23 protein-coding genes are annotated in these 20,633 nt (G+C 68.0%); 11 read left to right on the top strand and 12 right to left on the bottom strand.

What is annotated here, in order from left to right; genetic code table 11:
* Window positions 1–6 precede the first annotated feature (6 nt).
* The 4 genes from L2D01_02660 to L2D01_02645 all read left to right on the top strand — a co-directional run bounded on the left by L2D01_02660 (window position 7) and on the right by L2D01_02645 (window position 6,213).
* Window positions 7–2,832, top strand: coding sequence for a [protein-PII] uridylyltransferase (locus tag L2D01_02660; GenBank protein ID WBQ10690.1), 2,826 nt, complete (start codon window positions 7–9; stop codon window positions 2,830–2,832).
* Entirely contained in the window at window positions 2,829–4,403 is a 1,575-nt protein-coding gene (gene murJ / locus L2D01_02655) for a murein biosynthesis integral membrane protein MurJ (GenBank protein WBQ10689.1), read from the top strand. Before L2D01_02660 ends, murJ begins: the two co-directional genes overlap by 4 nt.
* An 89-nt stretch (window positions 4,404–4,492) precedes the next feature.
* The gene (trpS, locus tag L2D01_02650) at window positions 4,493–5,536 is read left to right on the top strand and encodes a tryptophan--tRNA ligase (protein ID WBQ10688.1); all 1,044 of its coding nucleotides are present in this window, start codon (window positions 4,493–4,495) and stop codon (window positions 5,534–5,536) included.
* Between the two features lie 101 nt (window positions 5,537–5,637).
* Window positions 5,638–6,213: a copper chaperone PCu(A)C gene (locus L2D01_02645; protein ID WBQ10687.1), complete on the top strand. Its 576-nt coding sequence runs from the start codon at window positions 5,638–5,640 to the stop codon at window positions 6,211–6,213.
* A gap of 89 nt (window positions 6,214–6,302) precedes the next feature.
* On the opposite strand, the gene L2D01_02640 is transcribed toward L2D01_02645, so the two are convergent.
* The 7 genes from L2D01_02640 to L2D01_02610 all read right to left on the bottom strand — a co-directional run bounded on the left by L2D01_02640 (window position 6,303) and on the right by L2D01_02610 (window position 10,816).
* Window positions 6,303–6,596 (bottom strand): BrnA antitoxin family protein, encoded by a 294-nt coding sequence (locus L2D01_02640; GenBank protein WBQ10686.1) that lies wholly within the window; start codon window positions 6,594–6,596, stop codon window positions 6,303–6,305.
* A complete protein-coding gene (locus tag L2D01_02635; GenBank protein WBQ10685.1) occupies window positions 6,568–6,855 on the bottom strand; it encodes a BrnT family toxin in 288 nt (95 codons plus the stop codon). Before L2D01_02635 ends, L2D01_02640 begins: the two co-directional genes overlap by 29 nt.
* Before the next feature lie 168 nt (window positions 6,856–7,023).
* Window positions 7,024–7,473: a hypothetical protein gene (locus L2D01_02630; GenBank protein ID WBQ10684.1), complete on the bottom strand. Its 450-nt coding sequence runs from the start codon at window positions 7,471–7,473 to the stop codon at window positions 7,024–7,026.
* Window positions 7,474–7,476: 3 nt separating this feature from the next.
* Complete coding sequence (trpB, locus tag L2D01_02625; GenBank protein WBQ10683.1) at window positions 7,477–8,688, bottom strand: tryptophan synthase subunit beta; 1,212 nt, start codon at window positions 8,686–8,688, stop codon at window positions 7,477–7,479.
* 49 nt (window positions 8,689–8,737) lie between these two features.
* The gene (locus L2D01_02620) at window positions 8,738–9,391 is read right to left on the bottom strand and encodes a phosphoribosylanthranilate isomerase (protein ID WBQ10682.1); all 654 of its coding nucleotides are present in this window, start codon (window positions 9,389–9,391) and stop codon (window positions 8,738–8,740) included.
* Window positions 9,392–9,440: 49 nt separating this feature from the next.
* Entirely contained in the window at window positions 9,441–10,064 is a 624-nt protein-coding gene (locus L2D01_02615) for a class I SAM-dependent methyltransferase (protein WBQ10681.1), read from the bottom strand.
* Entirely contained in the window at window positions 10,061–10,816 is a 756-nt protein-coding gene (locus L2D01_02610) for an alpha/beta hydrolase (protein ID WBQ10680.1), read from the bottom strand. The genes L2D01_02615 and L2D01_02610 overlap by 4 nt, the downstream gene beginning before the upstream one ends.
* Before the next feature lie 109 nt (window positions 10,817–10,925).
* Between L2D01_02610 and L2D01_02605 the strand changes: the two genes are divergently transcribed.
* Genes L2D01_02605 through infC form a run of 3 tightly spaced genes read left to right on the top strand, consistent with a single transcriptional unit; the run spans window position 10,926 to window position 13,678 of the window.
* Complete coding sequence (locus L2D01_02605; GenBank protein WBQ10679.1) at window positions 10,926–12,047, top strand: glycosyltransferase family 4 protein; 1,122 nt, start codon at window positions 10,926–10,928, stop codon at window positions 12,045–12,047.
* A 4-nt stretch (window positions 12,048–12,051) separates the two neighbouring features.
* The gene (locus L2D01_02600; protein ID WBQ10678.1) at window positions 12,052–13,038 is read left to right on the top strand and encodes a glycosyltransferase family 9 protein; all 987 of its coding nucleotides are present in this window, start codon (window positions 12,052–12,054) and stop codon (window positions 13,036–13,038) included.
* Window positions 13,019–13,678: a translation initiation factor IF-3 gene (infC, locus tag L2D01_02595; protein ID WBQ10677.1), complete on the top strand. Its 660-nt coding sequence runs from the start codon at window positions 13,019–13,021 to the stop codon at window positions 13,676–13,678. Before L2D01_02600 ends, infC begins: the two co-directional genes overlap by 20 nt.
* 72 nt (window positions 13,679–13,750) lie before the next feature.
* Here the strand turns inward: infC and L2D01_02590 are convergent, their stop codons facing one another.
* Window positions 13,751–14,212: a hypothetical protein gene (locus L2D01_02590; GenBank protein ID WBQ10676.1), complete on the bottom strand. Its 462-nt coding sequence runs from the start codon at window positions 14,210–14,212 to the stop codon at window positions 13,751–13,753.
* A 55-nt stretch (window positions 14,213–14,267) separates the two neighbouring features.
* Window positions 14,268–14,453 (bottom strand): DUF1674 domain-containing protein, encoded by a 186-nt coding sequence (locus L2D01_02585; GenBank protein WBQ10675.1) that lies wholly within the window; start codon window positions 14,451–14,453, stop codon window positions 14,268–14,270.
* A gap of 98 nt (window positions 14,454–14,551) precedes the next feature.
* Here L2D01_02585 and htpX point away from each other — a divergent pair, with 98 nt between their 5' ends.
* The 3 genes from htpX to L2D01_02570 all read left to right on the top strand — a co-directional run bounded on the left by htpX (window position 14,552) and on the right by L2D01_02570 (window position 17,385).
* A complete protein-coding gene (gene htpX / locus L2D01_02580) occupies window positions 14,552–15,505 on the top strand; it encodes a zinc metalloprotease HtpX (protein WBQ10674.1) in 954 nt (317 codons plus the stop codon).
* Between the two features lie 75 nt (window positions 15,506–15,580).
* The gene (locus tag L2D01_02575) at window positions 15,581–15,928 is read left to right on the top strand and encodes a hypothetical protein (protein ID WBQ10673.1); all 348 of its coding nucleotides are present in this window, start codon (window positions 15,581–15,583) and stop codon (window positions 15,926–15,928) included.
* The gene (locus L2D01_02570; GenBank protein WBQ10672.1) at window positions 15,925–17,385 is read left to right on the top strand and encodes a methyl-accepting chemotaxis protein; all 1,461 of its coding nucleotides are present in this window, start codon (window positions 15,925–15,927) and stop codon (window positions 17,383–17,385) included. The genes L2D01_02575 and L2D01_02570 overlap by 4 nt, the downstream gene beginning before the upstream one ends.
* Here the strand turns inward: L2D01_02570 and L2D01_02565 are convergent.
* Entirely contained in the window at window positions 17,352–18,263 is a 912-nt protein-coding gene (locus tag L2D01_02565; protein WBQ10671.1) for a LysR family transcriptional regulator, read from the bottom strand. The two genes, L2D01_02570 and L2D01_02565, sit on opposite strands and share 34 nt — an antisense overlap.
* Window positions 18,264–18,353: 90 nt before the next feature.
* Between L2D01_02565 and L2D01_02560 the strand changes: the two genes are divergently transcribed.
* A complete protein-coding gene (locus tag L2D01_02560) occupies window positions 18,354–19,145 on the top strand; it encodes a sterol desaturase family protein (GenBank protein WBQ10670.1) in 792 nt (263 codons plus the stop codon).
* 102 nt (window positions 19,146–19,247) lie between these two features.
* Here L2D01_02560 and L2D01_02555 read toward each other — a convergent pair whose 3' ends face one another.
* Window positions 19,248–19,985 (bottom strand): creatininase family protein, encoded by a 738-nt coding sequence (locus tag L2D01_02555; protein WBQ10669.1) that lies wholly within the window; start codon window positions 19,983–19,985, stop codon window positions 19,248–19,250.
* Window positions 19,986–20,074: 89 nt separating this feature from the next.
* Entirely contained in the window at window positions 20,075–20,536 is a 462-nt protein-coding gene (locus tag L2D01_02550) for a L,D-transpeptidase family protein (protein WBQ10668.1), read from the bottom strand.
* Between the last annotated feature and the right edge of the window lie 97 nt (window positions 20,537–20,633).

Here is a 20,633-nt window from a genome sequence, read left to right as displayed (position 1 = left end):
ACGCCCATGATCCGGCCCACATCCCTTCCCGCCTCGCTTGACGGCCTGCGCCTGCGCGCAGAGCTCGCCGCCGCCACGCGCAAGGGCTGGGACCAGCCGGCGGAGCGTCAGGCCGCTTTGGCCAAGCTGAAAGCCTATCTCACCCGCGGCCGCGCCCATGCCGAATCCCGTCTTCAGGGCGCCAGCGGCGGGCTGGAGGCGGCGCGGACCCTGTCCGGCGTGATGAACGCCGTGCTGCGCGCGCTGTATGATTCCATCGCCAGCGATCTGACCGATCAGGGCGCGCGCACGCCGGGGCTGGCGCTGTGCGCGGTAGGTGGATATGGCGCGGGCGAGCTGGCCCCGCACAGCGATATCGATCTGCTGTTCCTGGTCGATGATCCCGCCCCCGAGCACGCCACGCTGATTGTCGAGCGCACGCTCTATGCCCTGTGGGATAGCGGTCTGCCCGTGGGCGGCGGCGCCATCCGCACGGTGAAAGAGGCGATCGCGCTGGCGCGTGACGACGTCTCGGAGCGCACCGCGCTTCTGGATATCCGCAGCCTGACCGGCGATGTGCGCCTGGTGCGTGAACTGCTGAGCGCGTTCGAAGAGGAATTGCTGGGCGAGCGCGCGGGCGCCTTCGCCGCCGCCAAGCTGACCGAGCGCGATGAACGCGTCGACCGTCAGGGCGACAGCCGCTACGCCGTCGAGCCCCATATCAAGGACGGCAAGGGCGCCCTGCGCGATCTGCAGACCGTGCGCTGGCTGGCTCAGGTGCTTTACGGCGCCGACGCCATGGAGCGCTGGGTGGCCGCGGGCCTGTTATCCGTCGCCGATGTGGAGCGCTATCTCAACGCCGCCGATTTCTTCTGGACCGTGCGCTTCCACCTGCACGCCCTGGTGGGACGCAAGGACGACCGGCTGAGCTTCGACATGCAGCCCGGCGTGGCCGTGCGCATGGGCTATGACGACCGCGCCGACGCGCTGGGGGTGGAAGCCTTCATGCGCGACTATTTCCTCAAAGCCATCGATGTGGGCGCGCTCACCCGCCTGGTCTGCGCCAAGCTGGAGGCTGACGAGCTGAAAGACGCGCCGGGCGCCGCCGGGCGGTTCCTGCCGTCCGACGGCATGGCGGACGCCGAAGGCCTGGCCGAGGAAGGCTTCACGCTGCGCGCTGGACGGCTGACCTTCGCCGATCCGGCGGCGATTGAATCCGATCCGGTGATGATGCTGCGCCTGTTCGAGGCGGCGGCGGCGCGCCATTACGATCTGCACCCGGACGCCGTGGCGCGCATCGGCCAGTCCCTGCGCCTGATCGACGACGCGTTTCGCAGCGATCCGCGCGCCGCGCGCAGCTTCTTTGCGGTGCTGCTGGACGCCGAGGATCCGCGCATGACCCTGCGCGCCATGACCGAGGCGGGGCTGCTGGGCGCCTATATCCCCGAGTTCGGCGATATCGTCGCGCGCACCCAGTTCAACATGTATCACCGCTTCACCGTGGACGAGCATACGCTCAACGCGCTGGGCCTGTTGCGTCTGATCGAGCAAGGCAAGCTGGCGGGCGATCACCCGCTGGCCACCAGCCTGGCGCAGAAAATCTCGTCGCGCCGGGCGCTGCATCTGGCCGTGTTGCTGCACGATACCGGCAAGGGCAAGGGCGACCAGTGCGTGGAGGGCGCCGCCAATGCGCGGGTTGCCGGGCCGCGCCTGGGGCTGGACGAGAACGAGGTGGAGCTCACCGCCTGGCTAATCGCCAACCACCTTGAAATGAGCGATGCGGCCCAGCGCCGCGACATTTCCGACCCGCGCACCGTGCTCGATTTCGCGCGCCTGTGCGGCACGCTGGAGCGCTTGCGGCTCCTGACCATTCTGACCGTGGTGGATATCCGCGCGGTGGGTCCGGGCGTGTGGAATGGCTGGAAAGCCCAGCTCTTGCGCGATCTCTATCAGGCCACCGCCGCCGTGCTGGCCGAGGGCGGGGAGCGCGGCGAGGACGCGGCCCGCGCGCGCCTGGCCGCCCGCGCCGAAACCGCCCGCGCCGCCTTCCGGTCTGTGGTCGGCCGATTTGATGCAGACTTCGCCGAGCGCTGGATCGGCGAGATGGATGATCCCTACTGGCTGGCCTTCGCCGAGAGCGACCGGCTGCGCCACGCGGCGTTTGTCCGCGCCAGCGCCGCCATGGGCCGCGACATCGCCGCAGGCGTGCGCATCGACAAGCGCCGCTCGGCCTGTGAGGTGATGGTGCTGGCGCCCGACCGCGACGGGCTGTTCGCCGACATCGCCGGCGCCCTGGCGCGCGAAGGCGCGAACGTGGTGGGCGCCCAGGTCGCCACCACCCATGGCGGCCAGGCCTTTGACGTATTCTTCGTCCAGGAGGGCGGCGGACGCCCGTTCGGCTGGTCCGACCCGCGCGCGCGCTCGCGCCTGAAAGACGCCGTGGAGAGCGCCGCGCGCGACGGGCTGGCGCCCGGCTGGCGCCTGCCGGTCCAGCCCCTGCGCCGGCGCGAGGCGGCGTTTGCGGTCAGCCCCTATGTGAAGCTGGACCTCGAGGCCGCCGACAATGCGCTGGTGATCGAAGCCTCGGGCCGCGACCGGCCGGGCCTGCTGCATGCGCTGGCGCACACGCTGACGGGGCTCGGCCTGTCCTTGCAGGCGGCGCGCATTGACGGCTATGGCCAGCGCGCGGTGGACACATTCTACGTCACCTGCAAAGGCGCCAAGCCCGATGATCCGGCGCTTCTGGAGACCATCACCAAGGCGCTCGAAGCGGTACTCGTCGAGGCTGAGGCGGCGCTGGGAACCCCGTCCGGCGCCGGGCCTGCCCCCATTCCTGCGAGCGCCGGGCGGTGAGGCTGTTTCGCAATCTCGGCGTGGTGAGCGCCTTCACGCTGGGCAGCCGAATCCTCGGCCTGATGCGCGAGAGCTTGATGGCCGGGCGCCTGGGCGCCGGGCCGGTGGCCGACGTGTTTTTCCAGGCGCTGGTGATCCCCAACACCTTCCGCCGCGTGCTGGCCGAGGGCGCGTTCAATGCCGCCTTCGTGCCGCTCTATGCGCGCGAGCTGGAAGGCAAGGGCAAGGACGAAGCCGACGCCTTCGCCAGCGAGGCGCTGAGCGTGCTCGTCACGGTCACGCTTCTGGTGGTGGTGGCGATCCAGCTGCTGGCGCCATGGATCGGCTACGCCTTCTTTCCAGGGCAGGTGAATGATCCGGACCTGTTCGCACTGGGCATTCTGCTGTTGCAGATCATGATGCCCTATTTGCTGTGCATGACGGTGACCGCGCTGATCGGCGGCGGGCTCAATTCCCATGGCCGGTTCGCCACGGCCGCCGGCGCGCCCATGCTGTTCAATCTCGTGCTCATCGGGGTGCTGCTGTTCGAGTTCGCAGACCGCGAAGCGCTGGCCGTCTGGCTGGCCATCGGCGTGACCGTGTCAGGCGTGATGCAGGTCGTGCTGCTGGTGCTGGCGGCACGCCGGGCCAGGCTAAAGCTCACACTGCGCGCGCCGCGCGTGACGCCGCGGGTCAAGCGCCTGATCGTGCTGGGCGTGCCCGGCTCGGTGGCGGCGGGCGTCACCCAGATCAATGTGCTGGTCACCTCCTCGATCTCCATGCTGGAGGAGGGCGCCCGCTCCTATCTCAATTATGCCGAACGGCTTTACCAGCTGCCGCTGGGCGTGATCGGCATCGCCATGGGCCTGGCGCTCTTGCCCAACCTCGCCCGCCGCCTGCGCGCCGGGGACGAGGCCGGCGGCCAGTACACCCTGAACCGCTCTATCGAGATATCGCTGGCGCTCACCCTGCCCGCCGTGGCCGCCATTCTGGTGATCCCGCATTTTCTGGTCGGCGGATTGTTCGAATGGGGCGCGTTCACCGCCGAGAACACCGCCAACACCGCGCTGGCCCTCATCGCCTACGGCGCGGGCCTGCCGGCCTTCATCCTGATCAAGGTGCTGACCCCCGGCTTCTTCGCCCGCGAGGACACGGCCACGCCCATGCGCTATGCGCTGGTCTCGGTGGCGGTGAATTTTCTGCTGGCCGTGACGCTGTTCTTCGGCGGCATGGGCTTTCTGGGTCTGGCCATCGCCACCAGCGTGGCGGGCTGGATCAATGTGGCGCTGCTGGCGCGCACCCTGCTGACGCGCGGGCTGTGGCGGCTGGACGCGCGCCTCATCGCCCGCCTGCCCCGACAGGTGCTCGCAGCGGCTGTCATGGGCGCCGCGGTCTGGGCCATGGCCGGACCGGGCGCAGACTGGATCACCGGGCTGGCCCCCGCCCTCGGCGAGTATCCCGGCAAGCTGATCGTGCTCGGCGCGGTGGTGGCGCTGGGCGCCGCCGTCTATGGCGCAGCAGCGCTCGCCGTCGGGGCGCTCAAGCCCTCAGACCTGCGCGATCTGGTGCGGCGCAAGCCGGACGCGTCCTGACCCGGCAAGCCGTTCACGCTTGAGCCTTGCGAGGCGCGAGGCTATCACCGCGCCCTGTTCTTTCGCGACTGACCAGATATGGATCACCCATGAGCGACGCCCTGCCCGTCTATTCCGGCCCTGAACGCATCCTGTCGGGCATGCAGCCCACAGGCGGGCTGCATATCGGCAATTATCTGGGCGCGCTCAAACACTGGGTGCGCCTGCAGGAAGGCAAGGCCGACTGCTTCTACTGCGTGGTGGACATGCACGCTATCACCGTGGCCCATGACCCGGCCGAACTGCCGGGCCGCGTGCGCAGCGCCGCAGCCGCCTATATCGCCGCCGGGGTGGACCCGAACCGCAGCGCGGTGTTCGCCCAGTCGGCAGTCCCTGCCCATGCCGAGCTCGCCTGGATTTTCCAGTGCGTGGCGCGTTTGGGCTGGCTGGAGCGCATGACCCAGTTCAAGGACAAGGCCGGCAAGGACGCCGAGCGCGCCAGCGTCGGCCTGTTCACCTATCCCGTGCTGCAGGCGGCTGACATCCTGATCTACAAGGCGACCCACGTGCCCGTGGGCGAGGACCAGAAACAGCATCTGGAGCTGTCGCGCGACATCGCCGCCCGCTTCAACCGCGACTTTGGCGGCGGTGAGGCCGTGCTGCCCCTGCCCGAACCGGTGATCCCGCCGTCTGGCGCGGGCGCGCGCATCATGTCGCTGAAAGACGGCACGGCAAAGATGTCCAAATCCGATCCCAGCGACAATTCGCGCATCAATCTGCACGACGACGCCGATGCGATCGCGCGCAAGATCAAGAAGGCCAAGACCGACGCCGAGCCCCTGCCCGCCACCACAGCCGAGCTCGACGCCCGGCCCGAGGCGCGCAATCTGGTGGGTCTCTACGCGGCGCTGACCGGGATCAGTGCGCAGGCTGTGCTGAACGATCATGCTGGTCAGGGCTTCGGCGCCTTCAAGCCGAAGCTCGCCGACATCGCGGTGCAGTTCATCGCGCCTATCGCGGATGAATACGCCCGCCTGATCGCGGACCCGGCAGAGATTGACCGTATCCTGATACGCGGGGCCGAGCGCGCCCGCGCCGCCGCCGAACCGGTGATCGCTGAAGTGCGTGACCGGGTCGGCTACTGGAAAGCCTGATACACGCCGCGCGCTTGCATTACAGGTTTGTCATCCCCACATAACATCTCCGTCCGGCGCGGGTCTGTCTGCGCCGGTTGGCAAGACAAGGACCCCTCCCCATGCGTCACACAATCTGGCTCGCCGCCGCCTCCGCGCTCGCGCTCGCAGCCTGCAATGACCCCGCCGCCCCCGCCTCCTATGACGACGCCGACGCAACAAGCCCGTCCACTCAGGACGTCGCCTCTGATGCCAGTGTCCAGGAATCCATGGACCAGACCCCGGCCGCGCAGGAGCCCGCCGCGGCGTCCGAACCGACCGCCTACACGGTTGTCGGCGCCTGGATCCGCAATCCCCCGCCGGGCCGTGACGTGACCGCCGCCTTCATGACGGTGACCGCTGGCAATGCCGAAGGCCGTCTGGTTGATGCGCGCACCAATGCCGCCGGACGCGTGGAACTGCACACCATGGCGATGGAAGACGACGTCATGCGCATGCGCCGCGTCGAGGGCCTCGACGTGCCGTCGGGTGGCTCGATCTCGCTGGCGCCGGGCGGCGATCATATGATGTTGTTCGAAATTGACCGTGACGTGCTCGCCACGGGCGAGGTGCTGATCGAACTGGTGTTTGAAAACGGCCAGACCGTGAACCAGGTGTTCGAAGTGCGCGACACCGCGCCGGACGCCGAAGAGAACTGATCGGCTTCATCCAGACTTGACCAAAGCAACGGGCCGGGCGCAACGCGTCCGGCCCGTTTGCTGTCTGGCGTGCTTTTTTCCGCAAGCGGTCAGGCCGAAGCCTTTTTCACGGCCTCCATATAGGCGCGCAGCACCGCATTCATGCGGGTCTGATAGCCGCGTCCGCCCTGCTTGAAGAAGTGCAGCACGTCCCGGTCCAGCCGCACCGTCACCTGCTTCTTGCCATAGCCGGGATGCCAGACGGCTTGCGCGAAGTCTTCTTCGGTGAGTTCCGGAATATCGGAAAAGTCGATGTCCTCGTCGGGGATCGCCTCGATCTCGCGCAGGCGCTCCTCGGAGATGGGCGGCAGGTCTTCAAGATTCACCCGCACGATACGTCCCATGAAAGCGTCTCCTTTCCTCTCGACGCGCAGGCCGCGCCGAGATGATGCGGATGCGGCCCGAGCGGTCCGTGTGCACAACGGCGATCACCGGACGCCCGCTAAGAGGACCGACGGCTATCCATCGCTCTTCCCCACCGGCACCTGCGCGGGCCGGGATCAAGACATAGTCGCCGAAGAACAATTCGGCAGCCTCGTCAAACCCGATGCCGTGCTTGGTGCGGTTGGCGCGGTCCTTGGCCTCATCCCATTCAAACTGCATTGTAGCTACAATTGTCGTTACAAACAAGCGTCCCCGCTCGCTTCAGAGGCGCACATCTACGCCCTCTGCGCGAATCCGCCAACCGGATTTCGCGCCTCGGGCCTGAGAGATTTAAATGGCCATGAAGTTCGAGGCATTGTCTCGCGTCAGGCGCGGATGATCGCTTGCCTACGAATTGCGCGCGGCCTTCGCCGTATCCGAGTGCATTTCCTCAATAAGCCAGTCGCCAAACCAGATGGCGTCGACCATGTCGAAAACCCGTGACTGGTCCGGCGTGCCGATGACGTCGGACCGGCGCAAGGCCATCGAGGCAAGCGGCCTATAGCGATCAATCTGAGCGTCGATGACCATGAAGGAAGGCTCGCCAGCCACCACTCGGAATTCGACGGCCACAAGATGGCGATCATCTGCGGACGTGTTGTCGCCCCAAGACCCGATGAGCAGATCGAAGCGAGGATAATGCTCACTGCTCTGCTTGCACCAGGTCACGTAATAGACTGCTTGAGTCTGGGCGTTCTCGACTATCTCCCCCCAGAAGCGCCGCGTCGTCGTGCGGCAGTTGCTGCACTCAAACGACGTCTGGCTTGTCGGGTTCACACTCAAATCAGATGCAGGCATCCCCTACAGCTCCACCCCCAGCGCGCCGGCCACACTGAACACGTCCTTGTCGCCGCGGCCGCACATATTCATCAGGATGACGGCGTCCTTGCCCAGTTCCCGGGCGAGATCGCGGGTGCGCGCCAGGGCGTGGGCGGGCTCCAGCGCCGGGATAATGCCTTCGAGCTGGGCGCACATCTGGAACATTTCCAGCGCCTCGGCGTCAGTGGCGGACCGGTACTCGGCCCGTCCCATATCGTGCAGGAAGGCGTGCTCCGGCCCGATGCCGGGATAGTCGAGACCGGCGGAAATGGAGTGACCTTCCGTGATCTGACCATCGGCGTCCTGCAGGAGATAAGTCCGGTTGCCGTGCAGAATGCCCGGCTTGCCCCCATTCAGGCTGGCGGCGTGGTCGGGCGTGTCGAGGCCCTTGCCCGCCGCCTCCACGCCGATCAGGCGCACGCTTTCGTCTTCCAGGAAGGGATAAAACAGCCCCATGGCGTTGGACCCGCCGCCAATGCACGCCACGGCGGCGTCGGGCAGGCGGCCCAGACGTTCGAGCATTTGCTCGCGCGCCTCTCTTCCGATCACGGACTGAAAATCACGCACCATCATCGGGTAGGGATGCGGCCCCGCCACCGTGCCGATCACATAGAAGGTCTCGTCGGGATGGGTGACCCAGTCGCGCAACGCTTCGTTCATGGCGTCTTTCAGCGTGCCCCGCCCGGAGGTGACGGCGTGGACCTTGGCGCCCAGGAGCTTCATGCGGAACACATTGGGTTTCTGGCGCTCCACGTCCGTGGCGCCCATGAACACCTCGCACGGAATGCCGAACCGCGCCGCCACCGTGGCCGTGGCGACGCCATGCTGGCCCGCCCCGGTCTCGGCGATGATGCGCGTCTTGCCCATGCGTTTGGCCAGCAGGACCTGACCCAGGCAGTTATTGATCTTGTGCGCGCCGGTATGATTGAGCTCGTCGCGCTTGAACCAGATCTGCGCCCCGCCAAAGGCCTCGGTCAGGCGCTCGGCGAAATAGAGCGGGCTTGGCCGGCCCACGAAATCGCGGCTGAACAGGTCAAACTCGGCGACGAAGTCCGGATCATCCTTGTACTGAGCATAGGCCGCCTCCAGCGCCAGGATGTTGGGCATCAGCGTCTCGGCCACATAGCGTCCGCCATAGGCGCCAAAGCGCCCGGCCGCGTCGGGATACTGGGAGAAGGCGTTGGGCTTGGTCATGGGACGGTCCTGAGAGTTGAGGCGGGGTGAGAGACAAGCCGCTTGCGGCTCACGGCGCAAGCGGGCGCGCAGATCGCGCTGCAGCGATAAAGGCTTCGATCTTCGCAATATCCTTGACGCCGGGCGCTGATTCCACGCCGGACACCACGTCGACGCCGCGCGCGCCGCTCTGCCGGATGGCGTCCGCCACGCTGTCCACGGTCAGTCCCCCGGCCAGCAGCCAGGGCGCGCCGGCGTCAAACCCGTTCAGGAGAGCGTAATCCCAACCGATTCCCAGCCCGCCGGGCCGGTCGGCGCCGGCGGGCGGTTTGGCGTCGAACACGAACCCGTCCACCGCCCCGCGCCAGCGCGCCGCCCGGTCCAGATCGGCGCGATCCGACACGCCCAGCGCCTTCCACACGCCCTCGCCCACATAAGACCGCACATCCTGGCAGCGCGCCGGGCTTTCATCGCCATGCAGCTGGATGATGTCGGGCTTCATGCGCACCAGCACCTCGCCCAGCAGCGCATCATCGGGGTCCACCAGCACCGCGACCGATCGCGCCGGTCCTTTTCGCGCCGCCAGCGCCCCGGCGGCGGCCGGCGTCAGCGCGCGTGGAGATCGCGGGAATATGATGAAGCCCAGATACGCCGCCCCCGCCGCCACAGCGGCGTCCACGGCGGCGGCGTCATTGAGGCCGCAGATTTTGACGATCGTGCTCATGGGCTCGGGATATAGGCCGGGCTCAAGGGATGAGGAAGCGGATGGCGCCTCACCCCACCGCATACCCCGCCGTATTGTATCCCGCGATCTTTGGCGTCTTGGGCAGATAGCCCGCCTCGATCCGGGTGATGTTAAACCCGGCGCGGGTGATCATCGCGGCGGGATCACGGGTCAGGTGACAGCCGCCGGCCAGCGGCTTCCAGACCGGTTCGATGCGGCGCTGCCAGCGGGCGACGCCTTCATCCGGCGCCAAGCCATGCTCGCTGAACAAAAGCTGGCCGCCGGGTTTCAGCGCCCGGCGCAGGGCGGCCAGCGCCCGGTCGGGGTCCGGAATGGTGCAGGCCGTATAGGTGAGCACGATGGTGTCAAAGCTTGCGGGCTCCAGCGCGGCGGTCTCGGCGCCCTCGGCCAGCCAGGTCACCGGGACCGGAAAGCCGGCAATGGCCGGCGCGGCCTTGCGGCGCATGCCCTCAGAGGGCTCCAGCGCGACAAGTTCGGTGATGGCCGCCGGATCATAGAAGGACAGATTGGTCCCGGTCCCGAACCCGACCTCCAGCACCCGGCCCCTGGCCTGCGGGATCAGGCGTGATCGCTGCTTCATTATCTGCGGCGCGCCGCAGGCGCAGCCGATCAGATGGGGCAGGACATGGGTCTCGTATAGCTGGCCGATCATGCCGACATCGCCTCCACCACGCGAATAAGCTCCGCCAGATCATCCGGCTCAACCAGCCGGTGATCGCCGCTGCGCGTCATCGTCAGGGTGACCGGCGCGTCTGGCAAGTGCTCCATCAGGCGCACCGAATGGCTCCACGGCATGTCGCGGTCCTGCCAGCCCTGAAGGATGTGCACCGGACAGGTGAGCGGGATAGGCGCGTCCAGCAACAGCCAGCGCCGCCCGTCCTCGATCAGGCGCGCGGTGATCACCTGCTGGCCGCCCGGGCCGCCGGGGCGCGTCCATTTGCCGTCGCGGGCAATGGCCTCGCGCGCATGCAAGGGCAGGCGCTCCCAGATCAGGGTTTCGGTGAAATCCACCGCCGGGGCGATCAGCAGCAGCGCCTTGACCCGCTCGGGCCGCGCCAGCGCCGCCAGGATGGCCAGCCAGCCGCCCATTGAGGAGCCCACCAGCACTTGCGGCCCGTCCGTGGCCTGATCGAGCACCGCCAGCGCGTCGCTGCGCCAGCGTGTGATGTCGGCGTCGTCCCAGTCCCCGTCCGAGGCGCCATGGGCGAAATAGTCAAAGCGCACGAGCGCGCGCCCGCCCGCCTGCGCCCAGGCGTCCAGCGCGGTCGCCTTGGTCCCGCCCATGTCGGAGTCGAACCCGCCCAGATACAACACGCCCGGACCCCGCCCGCGCCGGCGCGCATAGGCGAGGCGGGCGCCCTCCCGGTCTAGATAGTCCAGCGGCGCGGCGGCGGGGTCAGTCATGGCGGGGCCTCTACGGGTGTAGTGTGGCTGGCGCGGCGCGCTGTTGGCGCGCGCATCCGATGAGGGTACATGACGCGGGCCGTGCAGCGCGGCAAGGCGGACGCATGTGATGGTGATACTCCAGCTCATCCCCGAACTCGACGCCGGCGGCGCCGAGCGCACCACGATCGAGATCGCCGAGGCGGTGACCCGCGCGGGCGGGCGCTGCCTCGTGGCGAGCCGCGGCGGCCGGCTGGAGGGCGCGCTGGCGGACGCGGGCGGCGAGCTGGTGCGCCTCGACATGAAATCGAAAAACCCGCTCACGCTGTGGCGCAATGCGGGGCGGCTGACCCGCCTGATCAAGGCTGAAGCCGTGGACATCGTCCATGCCCGCTCGCGCGCCCCGGCCTGGAGCGGGCGCTGGGCGGCGCGCCGCATGGGCGCGCATTTTGTGACCACGTATCACGGGACGTATTCGGCAGGCTCCGGCCTGAAGCGCACCTACAACGCCGTGATGGCCTCGGGCGAGCGGGTGATCGCCAACTCCAATTTCATCGCGGACCATGTGCGCGCCGAACATGGCGTGGGCGAGGACCGGCTGCGGGTCATTCCCCGCGGAGTGGATCTCGATGTCTTCGACCCGGAGACGGTCAGCCCGCAGCGCATCGCGCAAATTCGCGCGCGCTGGGGCGCAGAGCCCGAGGAGGCCGTGATCCTGCTCCCCGGGCGGCTGACGCGCTGGAAGGGTCAGGCCTTCATGATCGAGGCGCTGGCGGGATGGAGCGGCCCTGGGCGGCCCTTCCGGCTGGTGTGTATTGGCGACGCCCAGGGGCGGGACGCCTATCAGGACGAGCTCGCCGCGAAGGCGCAGGCCGCAGGCATCACGCTGGTGCTGCCCGGTCATGAGAGCGATATGGCGGCTGCCTATCTGGCGGCCGATGTGGTGGTTTGCCCGTCCTTGCAGCCGGAAGCCTTCGGGCGCACCGCCGCCGAGGCGCAGGCCATGGGCGCGCCGGTAATCGCGGCCGATCATGGCGGCGCGCGCGAGGTGGTGGCCGATGGGCAGACCGGCTGGCGGGCCGCGCCGGGCGATCTGGAGGCCTGGCGCGCTGCACTGCACGCAGCGCTGCCGCTAACGCCTGAAGCCCGGGCAGCCCTGTCCCGGCAGGCCCGGGCGCGGGTGATCGAGCTGTTCTCAAAACAGGCGCTGCAAGAGTCCACCTTGCAGGTCTACCGCGAACTTCTAGAGTAGCGTCATGAATCCGGGCGAGGCCGACAAACAACAAATTCTCGTGCTCCACGATGGTGACCTCACCAGCGTGGTGCGCATGCTGGCGGCTGCGCGCCTGATCCGCAGCCATCACCGCACCGCGCGCATCACGCTTCTGACCGGTCCCGATTATGAGGGCCTGTTGAAATACTGCCCGTATTTCAATGCGGTGGAGACGACGCTGGGCGATACGGCGAAGAAGAATTTCTTCGAACGCATGAAGGCGGCGCGTAATTCAGGCTTTGACGTCGTCTATGATCTGGGCGCGGGCGCAGCCTCCAGCAAGATTCGCGGCGCCATGCGCTTCGCCAGCGTGCGCTGGATTGAGGCGCTTCACGATCCCAAAAAGCCGGGCCATCCGCTGGACCAGGTCGCTGACAGGCTGGGCGCGGCAGGCCTCTGCCGGGTCGGTCACGCGCTGGGCGAAGCCGCCGGGCCGGAGCTCGACTGGGTGGATTTCGTGGCCAAGCGCTCGCGCACGCTGGACCCGGCCTATTTCGGGCTGCAGCCGCGCTACGCCCTGTTCTGCCCCGCCGGGGATGAAAGCCCGCCCGCCCAGCGCTGGCCCAAGGAACGCTGGGCCTCTCTGGCCCATGAGCTGCGCCAGAAGGGCGTGGAGCCGGTGATTGTCGGCGGACCGTCCACCCGCGAGCTGGGACGCTACATCGCCCATATCACACCGGGCGCCCGCGATCTGACGGGCCGCGCCAATCTGATCCAGCTGGCCGGGCTGGGCCGCCAGGCCCAGTGCGCCTTTGGCGAGGATGTGGCGCTCTTGCACCTCATCGTCGCCGCCGGTTCGCCCGCCGTCCTGTTTCATCCCGGCGACACCGCCCCGGTGTACAGCGCCCCGCGCGGCGCCTCGCCGACGCTTTTGATGCACGCGCCCACCCTTGCGCAGATCAACGCCGCCGAAGCGGTGCAGGCGATGCGCTGCGCCGGCGGCTTCGCCGATGCGGGCGTGGCGGCGTGAGCGCCTTGCATTTGGGCGCATCCTCGCGATATTCCCTACCCGAACAGCGCCAGAACCTGTATTATGGCGTTCCAATTGTCAGCTTCCATGGAGAAGACGCATAGCTCGACGCCCGCATGCCGCGCCGCCGCCCAAAAAAGAGGGCCCGCGCATCAACCGGGAGATCCGCGTACCGCGGGTGCTCCTGATCGATGAACATGGCGAGAAACAAGGGATCGTGCCCTTCGACTCGGCTCTCGCAGCCGCCGAAGAAGCAGGTCTGGATCTTGTCGAGGTTTCGCCCAACGCTGATCCGCCCGTGTGCAAGATCATCGATTACGGCAAGCTGAAATTCCAGGAACAGAAAAAGAAGGCGGAAGCCCGAAAGAACCAGAAGACGCAGGACGTCAAGGAAATCAAACTGCGTCCGGGCATCGATGTGCATGACTATCAGGTCAAGGCGCGCGCGATGGCCCGGTTCTTTGAAGAAGGCGACAAGGTGAAAGTCACCCTGCGCTTCCGGGGCCGCGAAATGGCGCACCAGGACCGGGGCATGGACGTGATGAACCGGGTCAAGGCCGATTTCGCCGAGACCGCAAAGGTGGAGTTCGAGCCCAAGCTCGAAGGCCGCCAGATGACCATGATCCTGTCGCCGCGCTAACGCGCCGCACCGGACACACACGCAACGGCCCGGCGCATCACGCCGGGCCGTTTTGCGTTTGGGCGCCAATGGCTATTTGGATTTACTCCCAAGACCCCGCGCAGCCGCCGCCTGACCGGCGGAGACCGGGCCTGACCGCCCGCCATGGATCACATAGCCGTGGCGCGCCGGGTAGAGGTGAACCGGCGGACGCTCGACGCCGCCTATGAGCGGTCCGTGGAAGAAGTCCGGCGACAGCTGCACAGGCCGCGGCGCGTGGGCGCTCCGGTAAGCCGTCACAGGCGCGTGTTCCTCGTGCGGCGCGAGCCGGGGCTGCGCATACGGCGCATCGTAGCGAGCGTCGTAGGGCGCCACATGGGGAGCGTCGGGCCGGCGCATGTCATCGCCGGGCCGGGGTCGCGCTTCATACGGCGCGTCGTAGGGCGAGCGCGCCGGCTTGTAAGCCGCCGCCTCGCCATAATAATGGTCCGGCCCGCCAGCGAGGGCCGGGTCGGCGTTCAGGGCGGCAGCGAGGGCGGCGATCATCCAGCTCATGTGTGCCAGTTTAACACAGCCTGCAGAGCCTGCGAGCGTTAAGCTTGGTTAACGCTCAGAAATCGTGGGCGATGCCCTTTTTCTCCCAGTCGCCATAGCGCGTGGGTTCAGGCCCTTTGGGCCCCCCCAGCTCGGTCTCGAGCTCGGTCTCGGGCGCCGCTTCGAGCTCAGAAGCTGCGCGCCGCGCCTCGGCCTCGGCCAGCGCGCGCTGGGCCGCCGGGCTCAGCGGTTTATGTTCCATGTCAGACGGGCCGGTCATCGCTTGCAGTTCCGTTGATCGCTGCCCAGATAGATAGAGCTCACGGCCCCAAGGGCCAAGTCAGGATGGACACAGCGCACATGACTGCAAACGGTTTGAGGACCTTCATGCTGCTGGCGGCGATGACCGCCCTGTTCATGGGGGTGGGGTATCTGATCGGCGGCGCCGTGGGCGCGATCCTGGCGCTGGGCGTGGCGGCGGCGATGAATCTGTTTGCGTTCTGGAACGCCGACAAGATCGTGCTGCGCATGCATGGCGCGCGTGAAATCCTGCCCGAGGAGCGCGATCCGCGCCTGCATCAATACGCGTCCGACACCGCGCGCCTGGCCGAAAGCGCCGGCATGCCGGTGCCGCGCATTTTCATCATCGACAACCCCCAGCCCAACGCCTTCGCCACGGGCCGCAATCTCAATAACGCCGCCGTGGCCGCCACCACGGGCCTGCTGGCCCAGCTCAACCGGCAGGAGGTCATGGGTGTGATGGCCCATGAGCTTGCCCACGTGAAAATGCGCGACACCCTGACCATGACTGTGACCGCCACCATTGCGGGCGCCATCGGCTTCCTGGCCAATTTCGCCCTCTTCTTCGGCGGCGGGCGCGAGCGCGGCGGAATTATCGCGGCGCTGGCGCTGGCCATCCTGGCGCCGATTGCCGCGAGCCTGGTCCAGATGGCGATCTCGCGCGCCCGCGAATATGAGGCCGACCGCGTCGGCGCAGAGATTTGCGGCCAGCCCCAATGGCTCGCCGGCGCGCTGGAGAAGATCGAGCGCGGCGCGCGGCGCACCATCAATGAAAGCGCCGAACGCAACCCGGCCACCGCCCACATGTTCATCATCAACCCGCTCAACGGCCAGGGCGCGGACAATCTGTTCTCCACCCACCCGGCGACCGCCAACCGGATCGCCCGCCTGCGCGAGCTGGGCGGCTCGGCCCCCACCCCGCCCGCCGGGCCCTGGGGCCATCATGGTCCCTGGGGCGGATCGGTCGACGGCGATGACGCGCCGCGTGGCGGATTTGGAGGGCCCTGGGGTTGAGCCAGGCCGTCATTACGCGCACTCAAAATTAACCGTGCCGGGCCAGTCTGCGCGCCAGTTCGCCAGAGGACCGGCATGGCCCGCCACGCACCGCAAACAACTGTCATACCTGCCCTGTCTCTCGGCGCCTGTCTGGCGCTGAGCGCGGGCTTGCCTGTGGCCGGCGCCGTGCTGGCCGCGCCCGAGACCGGACAGGCCGCCGTAGCGTTCGCGCCCAACGCCTCGCCGTCCGAACTCGCCCGGGCCGCCGCCCGCGCCGGGGTCGATATTGTGCGCTTTGGCGGCGCGCCCGGCACGCTCATCGTTAATCTCGATCATCCCGGAAGCCGCGCCGCCTTGCGCGAGGCCGGCGCGTGGCTGATCGCTGATCCCGTCATTCTGGGCGGCTGCGCCCGCACTTTCGCTGAGGACACCCGCTCATGACCCGCCTTCAGACTGTCCGCGCCCGCGCCCTGCGCGTCCTGTTCGCCGCCCAGTGCGCTTTTACGCTGGTATATCTGGCCGCAGGCCTGGTCATCGACCCGACGAAAGCGCTGGCCGGCACGCTGATCCTGGCCGCCATCACCGCGCTGGCCGGCCTGTCCTGGCGGGCGGCGCCGGACGCCTGGACAACGCGCGCGGTGTTCGCCGCCGCCATGATGGCCTGCCCGGCCGCCCTGACCTTCCTGCTCAGCGGACATGCCTGGCAGATCGACATGCACATGACCTTCTTCGCCGCGCTGGCCGCCGTCACCGTGCTGGTGGACTGGCGCGCCCTGCTGGCCGCGGCGGCGACGGCGGCCGTGCACCATCTGGTGCTGAATTTCGCCCTGCCCGCCGCCGTGTTTCCCGACGGGGGCGATGTGTGGCGCGTGGTGTTCCACGCGGTGGTGGTGGTCGCCCAGACCGCATTGCTGATCTGGCTGGCGCGCGGCGTGGCCCGCGCGCTGGGCGAGGCCGATGCGGCGCTCAGCCAGTCGGAAACCGCCCGCGCGCAAGCCGACGGCCTGCTGGCCGCCGACCGCACGCGTCAGGAGGAGATCACCCGCTCGCGCGAGACCATCGCGTCAGTGTCCAGCGCCTTTGAGCAAAGCGTCACCGCCGTCCTCACCGATCTTCAGGCCGCCTCGGGCGAGCTGGGCCAGCTCGCCGGTCAGCTGCGCACGGATGCGGGCGCCACGCGCACCAGCGCCGAAGGCGCCGCCGGTCAGGCGCGCGACACCAGCGCCCATGTGGAGGCCGTGGCCTCCGCGGCTCAGGAGCTCGCCGCCTCTATCGCCGAAGTGACCCGCACCTTGAGCGCCGCCGACGAGATTTCCATCCGCGCCGAGACCGAAGCCGGCCGCGCCGGCGGCTCCATGGAGGAGCTGCACAATGCCGCGCGCGAAATCGAGGACATCGCCGAACTGGTCAGCGCCATCGCCGAACAGACCAATCTTCTGGCGCTGAACGCCACCATCGAAGCGGCGCGCGCTGGCGATGCCGGGCGCGGCTTTGCCGTGGTGGCCAGCGAGGTCAAGCAGCTGGCGGTCCAGACCGCCCGCGCCACCGGCGATATCCGCAGCAAGATCGAAGCGATGCGTACGGCGGCCGCCTCCGCCAACAGCGCCCTCACCGGCATTGCCCGCACCATTTCCGACATCCGCGAAGCCTCCTCCAGCGCGCGCAACGCCTTCGCCGAACAGTCCTGCGCCACTGATGAGATCGCCCGCCTGGCCGCCGACGCGGCAGGCTCCACCGCCCGCGTGGGCGAAGAGGCCGGCGCCGTCACCGGCGCAGCGGCCCGCGCCGACGAGGCCGCCGCCCGGTTCGAGGACGCCGCGCGGGGCCTCGCCTCAGCGGCTGACCGTCTGGGCGAGGAGCTGGTTCAGTTCCGCGGGCGCCTCACCGACGCGGCCTGAGCTGCGGCGCAACCGCCGGCGGCGCAGATCAGGGCACGCCTTAGCGCCTCGCGCGCAGCGCTGTCGGGCGCGCCGGCGCGCGTGATGACGCCAGGACGCACGACAAGTCCTTCAAAGGGCGCGCTGGCGAGGCGTAAAATCCGTTCGGCGACAAGCCGGGCAAGGACGGGTTCGGGCGCGACCAGCACATGGTCAGACACCGCGCAGACCTGCGCCAGCAGGGCGTAATCATCACTGACCAGATTGGCGTCCGCTGACGGCCAGGGCCAGACCGGACGGCGCATGCGCGCGGGCGGCGTGGCTGAAACGAACGGAAAGTCGGCCAGCGGTGCGCCCGAAAGGGCGGGATGTCCGGGCCGGACGGCGGCCGCGATTCCGGCGCCGGAAAGCGCAGTCACCGCCAGGGCCGAATCAGCCTCGGCCGGCTCGCTGTCACACACCGCCATGTCCAGCGCGCCGCTGCGCACCGCCTCTACAAGCTGTTCAGAGGCGCCTGCCTGCACGCGCAGCCGGACCCGGCGCCCGTCCTGGTAATAGACCGCCAGAGCCCCCGGCAGAAGATGGAAGGCGACGGCGGGACCGGCGCCCAGGGTCAGCACGCCGGCCTCGCCCGTGCGCCAGGCCCGCGCCTGGGCGATCAGGTCCGCGCTTTGCTGCGCCAGCGCCGTGGCGCGCGGCAGGATTGCCTCGCCCAGCGGTGTCAGGATCAGACGCCGTCCGCTCCGGTCGAACAGAGCGCCGCCCAGGCGCGCCTCGATCAGCGCCAAGGTGCGCGACGCTGCAGGTTGGGAGACATTGAGCGCTTGCGCAGCCGCCGTCAGCGTACCCTCACGGGCACAGGCGGTCAGGAGACGCGCTTCACGGACCTCCAAAACCATAACCTCCATGCATGACAGAATGTGTTTTTGATATTGGATGTTATGCGTGGTGCGGTCCAGTCTGGATTGCGATACGCACCGGGGAGCGCCATGGCCTACCAGATCATCATTCCGGCGATTTTCATCGGCTTCGCCCTGCTGGAAATCTTGCTGGGCCGGTTCAACCCGAAGGACCGCGCGAGCGCGCGCGACGCCTTCATCGAGGCGGTGTCCACCCTCACCATCATCCTGTTGACCGTGCCGGCGATCTTCGCGGTGGCGCCGCTGCTGGTGGAGATGATCCGTCCGGGCTCGGCGGGCGCGCTGGCCTTCCTGCCCATCTGGGCGATGGTTCTGATCCTGCTCGTCGGCGACGACATGACCCAGTACTGGTGGCACCGGCTGAACCACCAGATTCCCTGGCTTTACAATCTGCACCGCGCCCATCATTCGGGCGCCTATATGAGCGTGCGGATCGTCTACCGGAACAATCTTTTCTACTACCTGCTCATGCCGGGCATCTGGATCTCGGCGGTGCTGGTCCATCTGGGGTTCGGACCAGTCTACGTGGTCTATCTGATCATCAAGATGACGGTCATCTTCGCCGCCCATTCCAGCTGGCGCTGGGACGAGCCGCTCTACCGGATCAAGGCGCTGTCGCCTTTGATGTGGCTTATCGAGCGCACCATCTCCACCCCCGCCACCCACGCCGCCCATCACGGTCTGGACGCCACGGACGGCGTCACGCGGTACAAGGGCAATTACGGGAACCTGTTGTTCTTCTGGGACGTGCTGTTCGGCACCGCGCTGATCACGCGGCGCTACCCGGAGACCTACGGCATCGAAGCCATGGCGCCAGTCAGCGCGCGCCGCGAACTCCTGTGGCCTCTGGTTCGCAAATAGCCCAGAGCGCAATCCGAAAAGTGGGAACCGGTTTTCGGAAAAATTGCGGTCCAGATCAAAAGCTGGAGCGTGCGGCCTGACGCAGTCAGGTCGGTTAAAGCTCTAGCCCTTGAAGAAGGCCTCCACGTCGCGCACCAGGGAGTCCCGGGCCGCCGCGACAATCTGGGCGCCCTTTTCCGGCGTGGCCTGGGAGGGGTCCGAGCCGATGCGCCCGTCGGGGAAATTGCGCCGGTAATCGGCCGCATCCGTGAACGAACCTTCCGGCGCGATTTTCGGCGTCATGACCACGTCCTTCTGGGCGTCCGGATAGGCGTAGTACGTCACCGCCACTTCCGAGGCCGTGGCGTGGCTGCCATCGCCCACCGGGAAGATGGACTTGCACACGCCCATGACGCCGGGCAGCTCCCACCAGTTCATCTGGCGCAGCTTGTAGGGGCAGGCGTCGCCATCCATGGACCAGGCCGCATAGCTTTCAGCGAACGCCGCCGAGATCGTCGCGATATTGCCACCATGACCGTTGAGGAAATAGATCCGCCGGAAGCCGTGGCGCACCAGCGAATCGATCCAGTCATTGATCGCCGCGATCATGGTGGAGGGGCGCAGCGTCATGGAGCCGGGAAAGCCCAGATGATGCTGGGCCACGCCCACATTGAAGGTCGGCCCCACCAGGAAGCCGCCCGCATCGCCCGCCTCGCGCGCAATGACTTCAGGGCAGATGGCGTCAGTGCCGATCAGCCCGTTGGGCCCATGCTGCTCGAACGAGCCGATGGGTATGACGATGCCTTTGGAGGTCTTGAGATGGGCCTCGATCTCGGGCCAGGACGCCTGTTGTAGCTGCATGGCGCTCCCCTTCACGCTGGGACGGACAATGCGCGCGACAGGACAACACGTCGGCCCGAAGCGCAAGCGGAGTGTTCAGGAGTCCCCCCTCACCCCACCTCGATCACATCGCCCGCCTTCAGCAGAGTCAGCAGCGCCACCAGATCATCGCGCGCAATCGCGATACAGCCCTCGGTGGGCCGATAGTCCGGGCTGGCGCAGTGGAGGAAGATCGCCGAGCCGAGGCCGGGGACCGGCGGGTCGTCGTTGTGGCCGAGCACGACGACAATGTCGTAGAGCCCGTCTTCGCGGGTCATCACTTCATGGCGCCCCGGCCAGGGCAATCTGACCGGCCGGTTATAGGCGGAGTCCGCCGGGTCGTCGCACCAGCCGTCATCCGGCCCGATCGGGTCGAGGACCAGGGCCGTGTCCGGACGTTCCAGCCGGTCGGGGCGCCACAGCGCGCGGCGCACCGTCCAGGCGCCCGCCGGGGTCGCGCCGTCGCCCTCGCGCTTCGTCTCCGCCGCGATGAGGCCTGAGCGCCCGATGGCGGCCGGAAGCGGACCCAACATGTCTCCCTCAAGGGCCATGACGACCCCGTGCGGCCCGTTTACGTCCCGCAAAACACGAATCGCGGCCATCTTATCCTCCGGATAGCGCCTGCCCGCC

It is taken from the genome of Hyphomonadaceae bacterium ML37 (assembly GCA_027627685.1).
GTDB lineage: Bacteria > Pseudomonadota > Alphaproteobacteria > Caulobacterales > Maricaulaceae > Oceanicaulis.
This window is presented reverse-complemented; position numbering and strand designations above follow the sequence as displayed.